We start from the raw sequence: 16,811 nt of genomic DNA on the forward strand, positions 1-16,811 counted from the left end.
TTTCTTAACCTAAAAAAAAATAGATGACAAAATAGCATTACACATCAAAAATATGACAACTAAAGAAAAAAATTATTACGAAAACATTACTACAAATTTAATTGGACAAAAAATCTCAGAAGTTTATTATGAAGAAATCAATTATGAGGCCATAATTGAATTTTGGGAACATTCTACAGAAATTCATTCCATCGACATGAATGTAATTTTGAAATTAGAAAGTGGAAGAATAATACAAATTAAATGGGACAACGAATTTCACTGTTTTGGAATAGGCTTAGAAGTTTTAGAAAAAATGAAGCAGCAACCAAGTGGAATGAAAATAATCAATGTTTCAAATCACGCAAATTGGTCAAAAATTTTAAACAAAAAAATAACTGGAATTACAGTTTTTTGGGATACTGTTAATAGTATAGAAAAAACCGAACTTAAAAACGATTCCGAGTTAAAAACTGTTACTAAAAAATTACCTCAAACTTGGGAAATAGAAGTTGAAGATGAAAAACTTTGGATTTCAACTTTAGAAATCAATGAAGGCGGACACGATTACTACTGGTCTGATAATTTAACCGTATTTTTTACAGAAGCATGTCTTCAAAAATATGAATTGATTGAAAATGCTGATGAAAATTATATTCTTCGTGAAGAAATAATCATGAGTAAAATTAGCTAAGAAAAAAAATCAAAAAGAAAAGATGTCGTAGAATAGAGATCCTTCGAAACTAGTCAGACAGGTAGGTTCGATTCCTAAACTTGTTTAAACTATCTAGGATAGTACTCAAGATAGCTTAATGGCAAAAGCACCAAAGCCTTTTTTCGCTTTTCACTCTTTTCTTTTTGATTATACTATACAACAAACAAGTGCCGTAAAAAAGAGTTCCTTCGCCTGTCACGCTAGAGTTATAAGTAGCATCTTATATAGTTAGCAATAACTATTAGTTTAATTAAAACACTATCTCTTTTTGCTTTTTACCTTGTTTTTAAATGACTAGCGTAAAATAGTTGCGTAGTGAAATAGTAATTTTGTAGAAGAAAATATGACAACAAAAGAAATAAATTATTACGAGAGAATTGCTTCAAGTTTAATTGGACAAAAAATAGTTGAAATTTATTATGAAGAAATAAACCAAGATCCCATCCTAGAATTTTGGGAATATTCATCAGAAATTCATTCTATTGATATGAATGTAATATTCAAATTAGATAACGGAAAGATTATTCAAATAAAATGGAACAATGAATTTTATTGCTATGGAGTAGGTTTCGAAGTCTTAGAAAAGATAGAATTAAAAAATGATATATTTAAAACTATTAATGTTACTAATCATGTAAATTGGAAAAACATTTTAAATAAAAAAATAACTGAAGTCTCAGTATTTTGGGAAACTATAAATAGGTTGGTTGATGGTAGTTTAAGTGATGAAATTTTAAATAACCCATTACTTAATAAACTTCCTCAAACTTGGGAAATAAAAGTGGAAAATGAAAAAATCTGGATTTCAACTTTAGAAATTAGAAGAGAAGAAACTGTTCTTTACTGGGCTGATCATTTAACGATTTTGTTTTCAGAAAAAAGTCAGCAAAAATTCAAATTAATAGAACTTGCTAATAAAAAATACATTGTTAAATAAATAATAATCAAAAAGAAAAGATGTCGTAGAAAAGAGATCCTTCGAAACTAGTCAGACAGGTAGGTTCGATTCCTACACTTGTTTAAACTATCTAGGATAGTACTCAAGATAGCTTAATGGCAAAAGCACCAAAGCCTTTTTTCGCTTTTCACTCTTTTCTTTTTGATTATACAATACAACAAACAAGTGCCGTAAAAAAGAGTTCCTTCGCCTGTCACGCTAGAGTTATAAGTAGCATCTTATATAGTTAGCAATAACTATTAGTTTAATTAAAACACTATCTCTTTTTGCTTTTTACCTTGTTTTTAAATGACTAGCGTAAAATAGTTGCGTAGTAGAAAACTACATTTGTAGTATAAAAATAAAAATCATGAAAAACGCTAAAAATGAAATCCAAGAAATTCACCCATTCAATGAAACATTTTATATTGAGAGTTTATATATAAAGACACACATTATTTTAAGTGAATTAGAATACTATGATGAAATTTGCGACAATCCTAATATCAATTTTGAAGAAAATCATGAGTTAATATTAAGTTTAATTCAGAATATAATTGCTCAAGTAGCAGGAATTTCGAGATTTTTTTGGCCTTCAAAAAATAGTCCTTTTCATAAAATTAGAGCAGAAAAATTACGTAAAGTATATAGTATAGATGATTCTTGTCCAATAAAAAATAGAGGCATGAGGAATTTGATAGAACATTTTGATGAAAGGTTAGATTTATTTTTAAATGAGTTTGGCACAAAAAAAATAGTACCAAGTTATGTTGGTAACAAACCAAATAATAATGACCCAACTATCCTTTTTAGAGCATTTTTTTATGATGAATTTATTTTTAAAGTTTTAAATGAAGAATATGAGCTTAAACCAATAATTAAAGAAATAATTAGAATTCACAGAATATTACTTATTCAAAGAGAAAATGGTAGATTCTAATAGATAGAAAAACAAGTGCCATAGATAAGTGTTACTTCGCTTTTAACGACGTGGTCGCGGGTTAGAATCCCGTCTCTTCCACAAAGAATAACAAATGGGAAAGTAGCTCAGCGGTAGAGTACGATTCACTTATTGCTTTTTGCCTTGTTTTTTTAAAACTAATCACTAATTACTAAAAAGATCAAGTGTCGTAGAAAAGAATTACTTCGATTAAGGGTACAACGTTTCAGGTTCGATTCCTGATTCCAAGAGGAATGGTGTAATGGTAACACTCTGTAATATAGTATCTTTTCGAACATTACCTTGATTTTATAATGGTATATTTTCCGTCTGTTCGAGTGTTTTTAATGGAACAAAGTGTAATTAAAAATGTATCGAGAACTCGTGTTCTGAAAACAAAACTTCTCGATATAATAATAGACTAAGTACTAACAACTAATTACTAAAAACAAATAAGTGTCGTAGAGAAGAGTTACTTCGTAACTATAACGGTCCTAAGGTAGCGTAATTCGGGCGACCGAACGAGCGAAGTTGGGTTGAAAACCAACAGGGTAAAAGTTTTCGCTAGAAAATGCAAGTCTCTCGTAGATGTAGAATTACCGGTTCACTGTCCGAAAAAATCGGATAAGAACGGCTGCTCTTAAAGAGCAATTTCTCTTCTCGTTTTTTACCTTATTTGTATATAAAATAAAAGAATGTCATAGTAAAGTGATACTTCGTCCACATTTCAATTTTTTATAACCTCAAACTTGTCATCCTGAAAGGATCTCATTAGAGGAGACACAAGAAGAATTATAAATATTTTTATTTTTTTAATCCTAGCTCATCTACAATATCTCTAGTGAATTTTGACAATGGTTTTTTTTCATCATTAACTAAATCAAATTCTTTACCAAAAGCCAAAAGATAAGCATCATCAATACTCTTTATAATATTAGGGAAATCTGATTGAAGATTTTTTAAGTAGGAGTCTGAAAAAACTCTTCGTTTATTAATTATCTCATTTAACTCTTGACTATGAACCGAATATTGTTCTCTTAATTTAAAAAGTTTTATATTTTCCTTTGACTTTCTTATATGGTCATCATTTCCTAAAAATAAAAAATCGATTAGTGGTTTTCCTTTACCAATTATCTCATCATAATTTTTAGGCAAATATGTAAAAATTGTTTTGTTATCAAAGCCTTCAGCATAAGGATAAATATTATCTTTAATAGATGTATTATTTTTACCTTTTGCGTTTCGATTACAAATGACACAACATGGTATCAAATTATAAAAGGATAACCGAAAATATGGATAAATCGATTTTGCTAAAAAATGATCAAAATCTCCTCGAACAAACTTTTTATCATCATCACCTACTGTAGTTATATATGTCCTATTACAATAGGCACAAGTGTTGGTTCCAATATCAATTGAAACTTGATAAGCTTTCCATATATCTTGAGATTCATAAAACAAAATTTGATTAATTGCTTTCTTAAATGGTGTGTCAACTCTCTTCTTTGATTCAGTTGATTTATCAATTTCCAGTTTATAATTATCTTCAAATAGTTTTTTTAGTTCATCATTATATTTTTTAATAAACTGTCTACTTAGTGGGGATTTTATTAAATCTGGAATTTCTTTTTCAAGAAAATCTCCTAAAGGCTTATTTGTATTATTGGTATAAAATTTATTTAACAAGGCTTTATTCTCTTTTATTTTTGATAAAATAGATTTTTCAATACGAATATAAAATTTCTCACTAATTTTTTCTAAATCTCTATTTTTTGAATTTAAATTTATCATTTCTAATTATTTAAATCATTTATCTTTTTCTCATAATATCTCCTTAACCCAACTTTATCATTTTGTTCTGTTGCAAGAAAATATAATTGATATAATTTATCTCTTACCAATGAATCTCCAATTAATCCAATAAAATTTTCTCCTCCTAATACTTCTAGCTTCTTTAATGACTTTTTCAATGAATTAGGCTTATTAAGCCTTCGATTTGAATATGCTTCATTAACTACTTTAGCAAATTCATCTATTTTCATTCTTGAATATTCACCTATAGTAGATTTCATAAAGAAATTATCAATCAAAGAATCATGAATATTAGTTCCAAAAGTTCCATCCGTAGAAAAATCTACTCCATTATCATCATTTTTACCCTTAAGTAAAAGAGTATTCTGTTTAGGTATATCAGAAAGAATAAATGGAGAATGTGTAGAAAAAAGAAAATTTAATCCTTTTATTCTTTTTTCTGAATCTTCATTTATGTATTTTAACCTTTTAATGTTATTGAGTAAATCATTTATAAATTCCCGTTGGAAATCTGGATGGAAATATAATTCTATTTCATCAAATATAATATTCACATAATTGTATTTTATGCGATGTACTTCTTTATTTGATTTATGTACTGAGAAAATATTATTTAGATGATAAACAATTGAGTTTATTGTATGAATCTTATGTTGTTCACCAGAACTTAAATGATAAAGTCTTGGAAGTTTATTCTCTTTATCTTTATTATAAACTATTTTATCTTTTTTTTCATCCAATATAAAATCAAATTCAAAAATAGAAGGAGGTATTCGTTCAAAAATTAAATACAATTCAGCAACACTCTTTATCTCCATCCATTCTAGCAATTCATATAAATCAAAATCAATAAATTCTTTTTCTTCATTCCAAAGCAAATTACTTTTTTTATCTAAACTTTTTTTTAAAAAGAACATCGCTCTAGAAATTTTAAATGTAATATGTGAGTTATCACCTTTTAATTTAGGTAATACTTTTCTAAAATAAATTGTTAAATTACTATTAAATTCATTTATAGTATATTCTGGATAATTTAGCAGTATTTTTTTTATTTTACTTATTAGATAATTAATTATAATTCTTGAATAAGGTAAATTTTTATTTTGTACATTTATTTGAGTAAAAGTGTCGAAATAAAGTGGTAAAAGTTCCATAACTAGATTTACATCATTTATATCACCTTTTATTATAAAATTTTCTTTCTCTTCTTTAGAACCATAATCTCCGAGTTCAATATTATTGTACTTTTTATCATCAACATTATATTTAAATCTTACCTTGTAAACATATTGATTTTCAGTTATATTTATCTTTTTAGAACTATCCTTATTATGTAAAGCTTCTATTAATAAATTTATTAGCAGGCGAGATTTTGCAAGTTCATTTTCAACATTTATATCTATGTTTCCATCAGTTCTCATTGGGTTTATTACTGCTGGTGTTTTATACCCATCATTCTTATGAAATAAAGTATTTATCCAATATCCTAAATGTTCTGAATTTAAAGCATGATGAGAATAATTCAACATAACAGAATAGAAAAAAAAATCCAAAACATCATAGTTATCAATATTCTTTGACCCTACATTTTTATCTTCTTTTTTTGCTGCAAATTGTTTAATGTTGATAACCAATTTATCTGCCGTATTAAATTCGTAAACTAAATCATTAATCTCAAAATAGATACTACATTTTAAATTTTTTAAAATAAAGTTGTGTTCTTTTTTAGATTCTTTAATGTTCGTATCCCATACTTTTTTGTTTTTTTGTAAATCATTTAGCTTAAATTCATAATCTAGAATTTCGTCCAATTTTTCTTTAAAATCAGCAACTTGCTTGTCTGTATTTTTATTAGAATTAATTTTTTCAACGCAATCTTCCAACTCATCTCTTTTTTTAAGGAATAATGCTATCTTTTTATCATTGGAAATATTTTTCTCTAATAAATCTTCATGAAATGGTTTTAATATTGGTTCATTATTCTTTAATTTAGATGTTGTTCCTAACACATAGATACTATATAAAAAAAGCTCAATTATAGTACTTTTTCCAGTACCATTTTTCCCAACTATTGCAGAAATATTTATTTCTAAATCACCAATTTTATATAAGCCATCGGGCACTAATTGTTCTATAGAATAACTATCAATAGAATCTTGATTATTTATAAAATCTTTCCCAAATTTATTATAAAATTTATATTCACTGTAAAACTGATATAATTTACCTTTCTCTAAAACTTTAGTAAATTTTATATCACAATCATTATGAGGTCTTATTGCTATTAATTTAAATCCACTCATGCTTTTTTTATTTGTTTTAACTCCCATTTACAAGCCAATAAAATCATTTACAAAATAAATGTTTCCAAGAACTTTATCAAACCTAACCATTTCCAGTAAGATTAACAATAGTAAAACTAACTGTTTTTATACTCATTAAGTTTTCTAACAAAAAACAAAATACTTCATTTTTGAGTTACAAATGGGATGACAATATTGTGGTGAAGGTTCAGTGATTCTCTTTTTTTAAGAATCAAACAAGTTTCAAAAACCAACTTACAACCTCTAACCTATTAAACAATAGCAAAAAGACTATAATTAATACCTTTTTGCTATTAAATAATATCTTTAAGATTATAATTCGTTATGTTTTGGTTATAATGAATAGCTTCTAGGTTATAATTAAAATCTAAGAGTCTATAATTTTAACCTTTTTTAATATAATTAATACCTTTTCGTATATAATTCCTTTTGGGGGTAAACCCAAAATAGCTTAAAAAAATAAAATGAAGCTGTCCTAAAAATCAGTAATCTTTCATTTTCGACACTAGGATAAATCATATAACATTAATTATGAGACTCCTCCTAACGTCGGAGTGACAAACAGGTGTTTATTTTTTACTTTTCGGACAGCTTCATTTTTTTACTCCTCTTCATAATAGAACACCTCATGGGCTTCAAAAAGACTAGGTGGTTGCCACTTTAATAGCATTTTAAACAAAACGGTTTCGGGTACTTTTCTTTCCCGATTATGATTTTGTTGCAACCACTTTTTATGTGGTTTTTCAATATAATGAATCACAACTTTGGCTTTATAATCGGTAAATAATTCAATGAGTTGTGTACGCATTAATTGAGACGTATTCGTAGCATTCCAAACAAAATCTTGTCCAGAAGCTAAATACTGTTTGGCTCTTTTTTTGGCTTCTTGCACTACTCTACCATTTCCAGCAATGTCTGTTGGTGCTACTTTCAATTCAATACGCAAAGCATCTAGCGAAACAATAGGTAAATCTAGATTTTGTTTAATAAAATAATCTTTTCCCATGCCTGGTAATGCCGACAATACATGAACGGTAGCTTTATAACTATCGAACGGTTCATAATCAGGATACATTTCGTCTGTATTGAAATAATGAAAACGCCCTTCTGAAGTAGTAAATGCTCTTGGTTTTCCAAAACAATTATGCTCTTCACACATCATTTTAAATAGCGTTACCCGATCTAGCATTTCCTTTTGATCGGCACAGATTCTTCCTAAAACATCCGCTTTTGCTAAAATGTACAACCAAAGTGTATTGGTTTCTAAAGCAACTTTTAACAATTCCTTTTCTGGATTTTTCTTTTCCATTAACCAAATTGGAAATCCGTGATAACGAACCAAACCCACTAGTTGTTCTCTTTCTTTCACGGTTAATCCTCCTTTTTCAAAAAGAATATTCCGAAAGGTAAACGCTCCTTTTTTAGCATGACCTGGTGAAAGTATTCTACCCTTTTCTTCTACAGTAGTACTTCTTTTTTCAATATCATGAGCCAAAGCAGCCGCAAGAAGCATTTCTTGTTCCCAAGATGCTAATGCTTGAAATTCTTCCAAATCTTGCATGGCTTGTAGTACCATTTGTGTATGTATGGCTACATTTCCTTCTGCATGATGGATGCTATCTTGTGGCACCGATTGCATATCGGCTACCCAAGGAAACTCTTTTTCAAGAGCTTCCCAATTGCTATAATTATTTGTAAGTGTCCACATTTCTTTCCCAATTTAAATTTGCTCTTTTCCAGTTTCTTGTCCAATGTTCGTCTGTTTTTACATGATTTTTTCGAACATATTTAAAAACATTTTTGTAGAAATCATCTACTAAATAAGCGTTTGTATTTCTTGCCACTACACCTTCCATAGTACAAGGTTGTTTGGTATAAGTATCCAAGGAATCAAAACGACTGGGTTGCGCAATTGTGTTTAAAATTTTTTCTTTAAAACTAGCTTGTGTTTCTTCTTTTGGTTGTATCATATCCAAAACAGGAACCGTAGGCAATTCAAGTAAATTTGCATAAAAAACGACTTCTTCCCATGATAGCCAACGCTCCTTATGTCTTACTGCAAATACGTAAAAATGTTTGTCGATATTGGGATATTCTATGGAATGAATAGCATATAGATTCTCTCCAAAAATTTCCAATTCATTTAATTCATTACGTATTAATTGCCAGTATTCTTTAAGGTAATTTGCCCAAGGATGTAGCGTGGGTGCAGCATGCGATCGTGAAAAAACACCATACTGATTGAGACAAGTATTTTCACCGTCTAATTTTTCCGTGATTAGTAATTCAGGAATTTGTTGTATATAGTCCCAATAGTCATGACTGATTCTGTCATCGCTGGTTGTTCCAGGTGAAAAGGGAAAGTGATACGTTCTATTGTATTTTTTTGATAAACTCATTTGTGTAATTTTTATATAATAAAGTATTGACATAACAAAACTTCCTCATAGTTTATGAGGTGAAGTCAATTGGTTTATATAAAAAGTATTACACTGTAAATAGTCTTAAAAGGTTGCAACTTGATTTATCAATTCTGAAGTGCAAAAGTAGTCTTTTTTTTAATTTAAAAGACAATTTTACTAATTTCACTAATTATTTTGTAAAAATTAGTGAAATTAGTGTTCAATAAACTCTTATTCTTTATGCACGTCTTTAAACTGTATCATGTCTAATAATCGTTGTTCTTTTTCATTATCAAAACCGCAAGTAGATTGAAACTCTTTTGGATTTTCATAGGTTCCAAACAACATATCCCACCACACAATATCTCCGTAATTATTAGTATGTTTATCGTATTCGTGGTGAATGCGATGCATTTCTGGTCGTTGAAAAATGTAACCAATCCATTGCGGTGTTTTTACATTCGTATGATAGAAAAATTCGCCCAAAGCCGTAAATAAAGTATAAACAGCTCCTGCTTCGATACTCAAACCCAAAGTAGTGAAAACTAAAAGGCTACCAATAATGGAATTTATTGTCATTTCTAACGGATGCTTATAGAACGAAGTAATAACTTCTAAGCGCTGTGGACTATGGTGTATTTGGTGAAAATGTGTCCAAAGAAAATCGATTTTATGTCTCCATCTGTGCCACCAATAAAAAATAAAAGTGGCAATAAAATAGGCAATTAAACCCCCAAAAAAAGGATTCACATGATCTGATAAATGAAATAATGAAATTTTTGACAACCAAATTTCCCATGTATAACCAGCTAATGTAACTACACCAAGTTGAATAAAATTAACTGCTAAGACACGTATTGTCCAAGTAGGTACTTCTGGTAATTTCCACCCAGGAATCATACGTTCTAATATAAAGCAGAAGCCAAAAACGATAAAAATAATTAATAATGTCATGATAATTTTGTTTGCGATTCTATTCGTCAAAATTACCAAGCTAGCTTATTACAATTGATGCACCTAAGTTAAGAAATCACAACAAAATTCTTTTTCTTATTCTCTTAAAAATGTAATTTAATAAATTAATTAAAAAATAGATTGATAAAATACTTAATGTTGATAACATTTCAAGATTAATTATCATCCAAGTTCCTTTGTCTATATTATGCCTACCATAAAATCCTGTTTTTTCTACATTAATAATCCAATATAAAAGACCTAAAAAAATTGAACATATACATATAATTGAAAAAAGAATTGACTTTACAAGCCAGCCATTGATGGCATGTTTTTTATCTATATTCTTTGTAATTATAATTAATAATAATGGATGAAATAGGGCATTAAAAAAAAAGAAAAAGTTGACACTAGAACAAAGTCTAATTGCCATAAAAAGAATAAAATGAAATTAGAATATAAAGTTAATTTGGAAATTGTAGTACTTATTTCAAATAAATAGTTTAGGGTGTTTTTATTTGATTCCCTATTATTTAAAAAAGATTTTATCTGTATCATACCATTTATTTTTATTTTAAAAACAAATATATTAGTAGATTAAATATAATAAGATGCACCTAAGTTAAGAAATCACTACAAAATTCTTTTTCTTATTCTGCTTAAGGATTGAGGTTTTACGCCAACATAAGAAGCAATAAGGTATTGGGGAATGCGTTGTACCAAATCTTTATAATGCGTTACAAAATAACGATAGCGCTCTTCGGGAGAATAACGGCGTACTGTTAAAAATTGGTTCACCATAATAATAAAACGATGTTCGATGATAATTCGACCTAATAAATTGGCACTTGGAGCCGTTTTATATAATTGTTGCAAAGCATCATAATCAATCACTAGAAACTCACAATCTTCAAGGGCTTGTATGTTTTGAATGGATGGTTCTTTCGAAATAAAACTAGCATAATCGGCTACAAACTCTCCTTCTTTAGTAAATTCTAATGTAGATTCTTCCTCATTTCTGAACACGAAATAACGCACCAAACCTTTGCTCAGAAATCCTAATTGGTAATTTATAGCTGTAGATTGCAAAAAATATTCGTTCTTTTTTAGAGAAAAAGGGTGAAATGCTTTTCTATACAATTGTTCTTCTTCTGGCTGTAAAGAAGTGATTTGTTTTAAAGTGGCTAAGAGTTTTTCAAAGGAATCCATGGTACAATACTACGGAAAATTGATGAAGTATCCTGATTTTTTAAAATCCTTTCAAGTAATTATTCCTTTTCATAATACAAAAAAACCTTTGTCATTGCATGATTGGCTCTAGATTGACAATCCATTACTTCACCTTCAAAACGAAGCCTATTTGGAACACCAAAACAATATATTCCTTTTCCTTTTGCCATTCTATCTAATGTTTTAATAGTTCTAAGAGATAAACTTTGGTAAAGCGGTTCTAAAGCAACACATTGTTCATTTGTAGCATAAAGTATATCCCAGTTTTTTGAAGTCTCACCTTCAAGTGCTGTGGAAGAAAGATACACTTCTTTCAAAAGTGGAAAAGCATAAGCCAATACTAATTTTGAACCTTCATTACCAAATCGATGCACTTCTTTATTTCTAATTACAAAATGTAAAATCCACCAATTCTCTAAAATTGATAATTGTCCTGCAACAATACCTGCAATTCCAGCCGCTTTGATCTGATGTCCTTTTGCAATTCTTTCATTATCAAACCATAAATAAAAATCTCTAATTTGACGAATGGAATGGTATTTTGTTTCCCCTTTTTCTTGCAATAGGTTGTATACATTCGCATTTTCCCAAACTATTGTCTGTTGCTTTCTATCTTTTTTTAACCAAGCTCCTTCTGGCAACTCTTTTAAACTAGTTTTTTCCTGAAACGTTTTTAAATTTTTATATTCCTGTGCTAGTGTCCATTCAAAAATAAAAAAAAACAACACAATAGAAAAAATAGTCTTCATTTTACACTTTATAATTTATCCAAAATTAACTAATCGATTACAATTATAAAAAATGTTTTCAATTATATCTAAAAAAAGCAAATCTATTGGTTCTATTTCAATACTACAATTAATACCCTTGTTTCAATTCTCCCAAAACAGCACTATCATTTCCAATAATTTTAAAAACGACTTGTTTGTTCTTAAAATCAAAAGCTAACGTACCAAAGCTTTTTGATGTTACCACCTCTCCTACTCTATATGGATTAGGTTCTCCCGAAAAATTGGTACTTGAATGTGTCAAACCACTACTGGTAAAATCAATTACTGGATAGGACAAACCATTCACTTCTTTTTTAGAAAATTCAGAAATATGTCGATCACCCGATAGAAGAATCACTCCTTTGGCATTCGAATCTACTAATAAGCGTTCTAATTTATCAACTTCATGTGGAAAATTACCCCAAGTTTCATAACCATGTTCGTTAGAAAACACTTGAATACTACTCACAATAACGTTAAAATCGGCTGTACTATTTTTTAATTGATCCTCTAACCATTTCCATTGGGTTTCACCCAAAATGGTTCCTTCACCATAGGCATTGGGTTGGAATCGTTTTCTAGTTGCAGTATCTTTTGTTAGCTCAGTTCTAAAATAGCGTGTATCCAAAACTAGGACTTTTATGGTTCCTTCCTCTAATGTATAATCGTGAACAGCATAAACGCCTTCTTGTTCTCTTCTTGGACTGTCTTTGGGAACTCCCATAAAATCTAAAAACACTTGCTGACTTTCTTTTTTGGCTTTAAACGCTACTCCTCCATCGTTTAGTCCATAATCATGATCGTCCCATGTGCCAATTACAGGAACCGTTGCTTTTAATTCTTGATACCCTTTCACTGCATTTTGAGTATCATATATTTCTTTAAGTTTGGTCATATCATCGGTGTCAGCATAAACAATATCGCCTCCCCAAATCCATACATCTGGTTTTGTGTTTAGAATGTCATCCCACAAAAGATTCGCTACAGTGTGCTTATTACATGAACCGAACGCAATGGTAAAATCGGATTGGTTTTCCTCTTGTGCATAAATTGAAAAGGAAACTACTAGAAAAAGAATTGATAAAAATTGATGTGCTGATTTCATTGTTGGAATAGTATTTGTAGTACAAAAATAGCGTTTACAATTGGGCTTGGTATTAAAAAAATATTAATTTAACGTTGGGTGCAATTATCAAAAACTAATTACAGTAAAAAAATGTTTTCTACACACAACTTCAACACTGTGACAATTTCAAATTTCTTTTCAAAAACGTCACGATTTCTGTGACAAAACGCATTTCATTTTAAGATTGTCACGTTTTCTGTGACAAAATCCAATTTTAGAAAAAATTGTCACGAAAAATACGTATTTATACCTATTGCATGCTTAAATTAGAACAATTAGATTTGTAATAAACAAAAAAGGACCATTCATTTCAATTGAACTAAACCATTCATTCATGGAAACAAAAAAACAATTTAAAGATAGAATACAATTACCATTTACGTTCGATGTTTCAAAAATGCTTGAAGAGGCACAAGCTTTAAAACAAGAACACTATGAATATTATAAAGTGATTCAATTACGAGCTCCTGCACATTTGGTAGATACATCCTTGCCTTTTCCTCCACCAGCAAGCGATTATGCCGATGGTTCTTGGACCGATTGGCTAGATACACCTTCACTCGAAAAATCCCCTTATTTAAAAAGTATCATTGATACCTTTAGTCAATATACAACGGTTAATTTGGTGCGATTATTATTTTTAGCCCCTAATTCGGTTGTAAAAGAACACACCGACCCAACATTAGGATTAGAAGAAGAAAAATCGATGATTCGACTGACCATTCCTATAGATAATAATGAGGGTGTTGAATTTTTCTTAAATGATACCTTAGTACCTATGAAAGTAGGAGAATGTTGGTATTTACGCTTAACAGATAGTCATCATGTTATTAATGGTGGTGCTACAGATCGTATTAATTTAACGATAGATGTAATTCCTAATGATAAGATTGTTGAACTGATTGAGAAGGGGTAGTAAATTCATTTTTAATTTCTATTTATCTAAATTCATTTTTAATCTACGAAAAATAATTGCGTAGTATAAAATTACATTTGTTTTATAAAATTAATAAAAACATTAAATGAATAATAAATACTCTCCTTTTTGGATTTTAAATCCTTTAAGCAATCAAATAAACGTTAGAAATTATAAAAAATGGAGATTTTATTCGTCAAAAGAAGTTATTGATGGATTATCCCCATTAAATGAATTAGGTAAAACTTTTTATGAAATTTCTCATCAAAAAGCAAGTCTATATGATCATTGTATATGGATTTTTAATGATAGTGAATATGATTTTAATAATTCTGTAAAGCTAACAGATATTTTAGAATCAATAGTTGAAACATTTACTTGTTCTTTTCTTTCTCAATGTGGAAGTATAATAAAACATAAAAATGGGAGTATAACCAAACAACCTGCTAACCCTAAAGTTATTGATTCAGCAAAAATTGAATATTTGACTTTAGAAAAACTAAAAAGGATAATAGATATTACCGAAGTTATTTACGAAAATAATCATAATGATTATTTAGAAATTTTCAAGTATTTAAGGGATATAAAAATGTCAAAACCATTTATTGGACAACTTGCTTTATGGTCTTTTTTAGAGCATCATTGGGCAAGTAAAAAAGAATATTCAAAACTTGATAGTTCATTATCTAAAATGTTAAATATTATTTACGAAGGAAAAGAATTAAAACATGAAAAAAAAAAAATCAGAACGGCTATTCAAGATGTTGGAAAAAGCTTAGGTAAAGAATATGATGAGATTCATTTAAGAAACATTCTTGCACATGGAAAGCATTATACTTTAAAAGAGAAATGGACAGATTTAGAATGGAATAACTTTTTTAAAATTCATGATGAGTTATTTGAATTAGTTATTAAGGGAATAGAGAAAGAAATACTATCAAAATGACTTTATATATTACTGTAAATGATTCCAAAAACACTTACTTACAATAATAGATTACATATCAAAACCTCTAATTTATCTAAACAAGAAATTTCAAGAAATGTTAACTGATTTTTATAGATTTTAAAATAGAAGCATAATATTTTTTTTTTATTATTACTAAGTTTTATTTGCTCAAATCAAAATAAAAAATATGACACACAATAATACTTCAAACCATTTTGGAGACGAAGAGAATAAAACAAAAAGGCTATTAAATGAGCTTTACTCTGGAGAGCAAAGCAAGAAAATTAAAAATTTCGACCGTAATAAAAATCTTGAACGAATTAATGCGAAATTTAAGAAATGATATAATTTAAAACAACCTACGCAAAATAATTACGCACCACTACTCCACCTTTGTATCAGAAATAAAAAACAAAGGTTATGCAAATTATCATACAATCAGAAAACAATCATTTACTAGACATACTTTACAAAAACCCAGCAACCGATTTGGGTTTGTATTGCAAAACATTACGCAATGGTGTTTTAGTTGGTAACGCAGTAAATAAAAACGAATATCACTGTTTGTTCCAAGATACTAAAAACAGCTATTTACCAGACGAAGGTAATCCAATCGATTTTCAAAGCTATTGCAGTCCGTTATTGGCATTGAATATGGCAACGGAATTTTTCAATCATTTGTTCAAAAGCAACGAAACATTAGAAAGCACAACTTTGTCTTGGTTAGGAAAAACCTATGCTGAAATTGATACTTTACCAGCAAATGTAGTAGTACCTACTTTTTTTATCGATTCAGGTTGGTATAAAAACGGAACGTTCTTGTTATCAAAATACATTGACGGGATTACGGTTACATCAAAAATAGGAAATAATTATAGTTTAAAAGTAGAAGGGAAAACCATTCGAGAAACCTTACATAAGTTTTCGGTAGTGGCATTGTTTTGTCATTTTACCAATAAACATTCTGAGTACATGTACATTGATGATTATTTCATTCAAAAGCATAGTACGATATTGGCTAATTTACCAAATGTTCCTTATTTCGTGTACTATTTGTTCATCAAACGATTAATGCGTTCACCAGAACAGTTTAGAACCTTCAAGCCACAATTAGAAGCGTATTTTAACAACACAGTTCAGTTTGTTTTTACCGACACACATCAATCTCGTAAAGAATTTATTTGCAATAGAATTGAAAATAACGAAGCTGTTTTGGATTTTGGATGTGGAAACTTACAATATTTCAAGAAATTACGTAAAAGTGGTTTCACAGCAGACTATTTAGCACATGATGAAGAGGATTTTGAAGACACCGTAGATAAAATAATTGGCTATGAAAATGTGGAGAACTTGCATTGGATAGCCAATAAAGAAGACTTAATTGGTTTTGAAGGACAAGTAATTTTGAGTGAAGTGATCGAACACAATACATTAGAAGAAGCTACGGAATTGTTGCATTGGATAAAAGAGAACATTCATTTTACAACTTTGTTTATCACTACTCCAAATAGCGAATTCAACGTAAATTATGAAATGGCAGAAGAATTCCGTCATGATGACCACGATTTCGAATTAACAAAACAAGAATTCATAGAATTAATCACTTCGATATTTCCAAATAAAATGGAATATCACGGCATTGGAGACTGCGTTAACGGCATATATCCAACAAGTGCTATGATTGTTTATAAACAGTAAACTCAGCACGTCAGTTCGAGTGTTTTTAATGGAACAAGGTGGAGTTAAAAATGTAT

15 protein-coding genes are annotated in these 16,811 nt (G+C 28.9%); 7 read left to right on the forward strand and 8 right to left on the reverse strand.

Going from position 1 to position 16,811, the window contains the following annotated elements:
• Positions 1–52: 52 nt before the first annotated feature.
• From L2Z92_RS18410 to L2Z92_RS18420, 3 genes are all read left to right on the forward strand, one after another.
• Positions 53–673, forward strand: a complete 621-nt coding sequence (locus tag L2Z92_RS18410; RefSeq protein ID WP_236456134.1) for a hypothetical protein — start codon at positions 53–55, stop codon at positions 671–673.
• Between the two features lie 364 nt (positions 674–1,037).
• The gene (locus L2Z92_RS18415; RefSeq protein ID WP_236456135.1) at positions 1,038–1,631 is read left to right on the forward strand and encodes a hypothetical protein; all 594 of its coding nucleotides are present in this window, start codon (positions 1,038–1,040) and stop codon (positions 1,629–1,631) included.
• 370 nt (positions 1,632–2,001) lie between these two features.
• On the forward strand, positions 2,002–2,571 hold the full coding sequence (locus tag L2Z92_RS18420; protein ID WP_236456137.1) for a hypothetical protein: 570 nt from the start codon (positions 2,002–2,004) through the stop codon (positions 2,569–2,571).
• Between the two features lie 804 nt (positions 2,572–3,375).
• On the opposite strand, the gene L2Z92_RS18425 is transcribed toward L2Z92_RS18420, so the two are convergent.
• The 8 genes from L2Z92_RS18425 to L2Z92_RS18460 all read right to left on the reverse strand — a co-directional run bounded on the left by L2Z92_RS18425 (position 3,376) and on the right by L2Z92_RS18460 (position 13,171).
• Entirely contained in the window at positions 3,376–4,365 is a 990-nt protein-coding gene (locus L2Z92_RS18425) for a hypothetical protein (RefSeq protein WP_236456138.1), read from the reverse strand.
• A gap of 2 nt (positions 4,366–4,367) precedes the next feature.
• Positions 4,368–6,689, reverse strand: a complete 2,322-nt coding sequence (locus L2Z92_RS18430) for an ATP-binding protein (RefSeq protein WP_236456140.1) — start codon at positions 6,687–6,689, stop codon at positions 4,368–4,370.
• Between the two features lie 622 nt (positions 6,690–7,311).
• Entirely contained in the window at positions 7,312–8,418 is a 1,107-nt protein-coding gene (locus L2Z92_RS18435) for an AAA family ATPase (protein ID WP_236456141.1), read from the reverse strand.
• On the reverse strand, positions 8,399–9,109 hold the full coding sequence (locus tag L2Z92_RS18440; RefSeq protein ID WP_236456142.1) for an RNA ligase family protein: 711 nt from the start codon (positions 9,107–9,109) through the stop codon (positions 8,399–8,401). The genes L2Z92_RS18435 and L2Z92_RS18440 overlap by 20 nt, the downstream gene beginning before the upstream one ends.
• 234 nt (positions 9,110–9,343) lie before the next feature.
• The gene (locus tag L2Z92_RS18445; RefSeq protein ID WP_236456143.1) at positions 9,344–10,066 is read right to left on the reverse strand and encodes a sterol desaturase family protein; all 723 of its coding nucleotides are present in this window, start codon (positions 10,064–10,066) and stop codon (positions 9,344–9,346) included.
• 633 nt (positions 10,067–10,699) lie between these two features.
• Complete coding sequence (locus L2Z92_RS18450; RefSeq protein WP_236456144.1) at positions 10,700–11,275, reverse strand: Crp/Fnr family transcriptional regulator; 576 nt, start codon at positions 11,273–11,275, stop codon at positions 10,700–10,702.
• Between the two features lie 59 nt (positions 11,276–11,334).
• Positions 11,335–12,045 carry a hypothetical protein gene (locus L2Z92_RS18455; RefSeq protein WP_236456145.1) on the reverse strand — a complete coding sequence of 237 codons (711 nt, stop codon included), beginning with the start codon at positions 12,043–12,045 and terminating at the stop codon, positions 11,335–11,337.
• Between the two features lie 109 nt (positions 12,046–12,154).
• Positions 12,155–13,171, reverse strand: a complete 1,017-nt coding sequence (locus L2Z92_RS18460; RefSeq protein ID WP_236456146.1) for an alkaline phosphatase D family protein — start codon at positions 13,169–13,171, stop codon at positions 12,155–12,157.
• Between the two features lie 355 nt (positions 13,172–13,526).
• On the opposite strand from L2Z92_RS18460, the gene L2Z92_RS18465 reads away from it, so the two are divergent.
• The 4 genes from L2Z92_RS18465 to L2Z92_RS18480 all read left to right on the forward strand — a co-directional run bounded on the left by L2Z92_RS18465 (position 13,527) and on the right by L2Z92_RS18480 (position 16,755).
• Complete coding sequence (locus L2Z92_RS18465; RefSeq protein ID WP_236456147.1) at positions 13,527–14,108, forward strand: aspartyl/asparaginyl beta-hydroxylase domain-containing protein; 582 nt, start codon at positions 13,527–13,529, stop codon at positions 14,106–14,108.
• Positions 14,109–14,214: 106 nt separating this feature from the next.
• Entirely contained in the window at positions 14,215–15,054 is an 840-nt protein-coding gene (locus L2Z92_RS18470; RefSeq protein ID WP_236456149.1) for a hypothetical protein, read from the forward strand.
• A 190-nt stretch (positions 15,055–15,244) separates the two neighbouring features.
• Complete coding sequence (locus tag L2Z92_RS18475) at positions 15,245–15,400, forward strand: hypothetical protein (RefSeq protein WP_236456151.1); 156 nt, start codon at positions 15,245–15,247, stop codon at positions 15,398–15,400.
• Between the two features lie 77 nt (positions 15,401–15,477).
• The gene (locus L2Z92_RS18480) at positions 15,478–16,755 is read left to right on the forward strand and encodes a methyltransferase domain-containing protein (protein WP_236456153.1); all 1,278 of its coding nucleotides are present in this window, start codon (positions 15,478–15,480) and stop codon (positions 16,753–16,755) included.
• Positions 16,756–16,811: the final 56 nt, after the last annotated feature.

It is taken from the genome of Flavobacterium jumunjinense (assembly GCF_021650975.2).
Classification (GTDB): Bacteria; Bacteroidota; Bacteroidia; order Flavobacteriales; family Flavobacteriaceae; genus Flavobacterium; species Flavobacterium jumunjinense.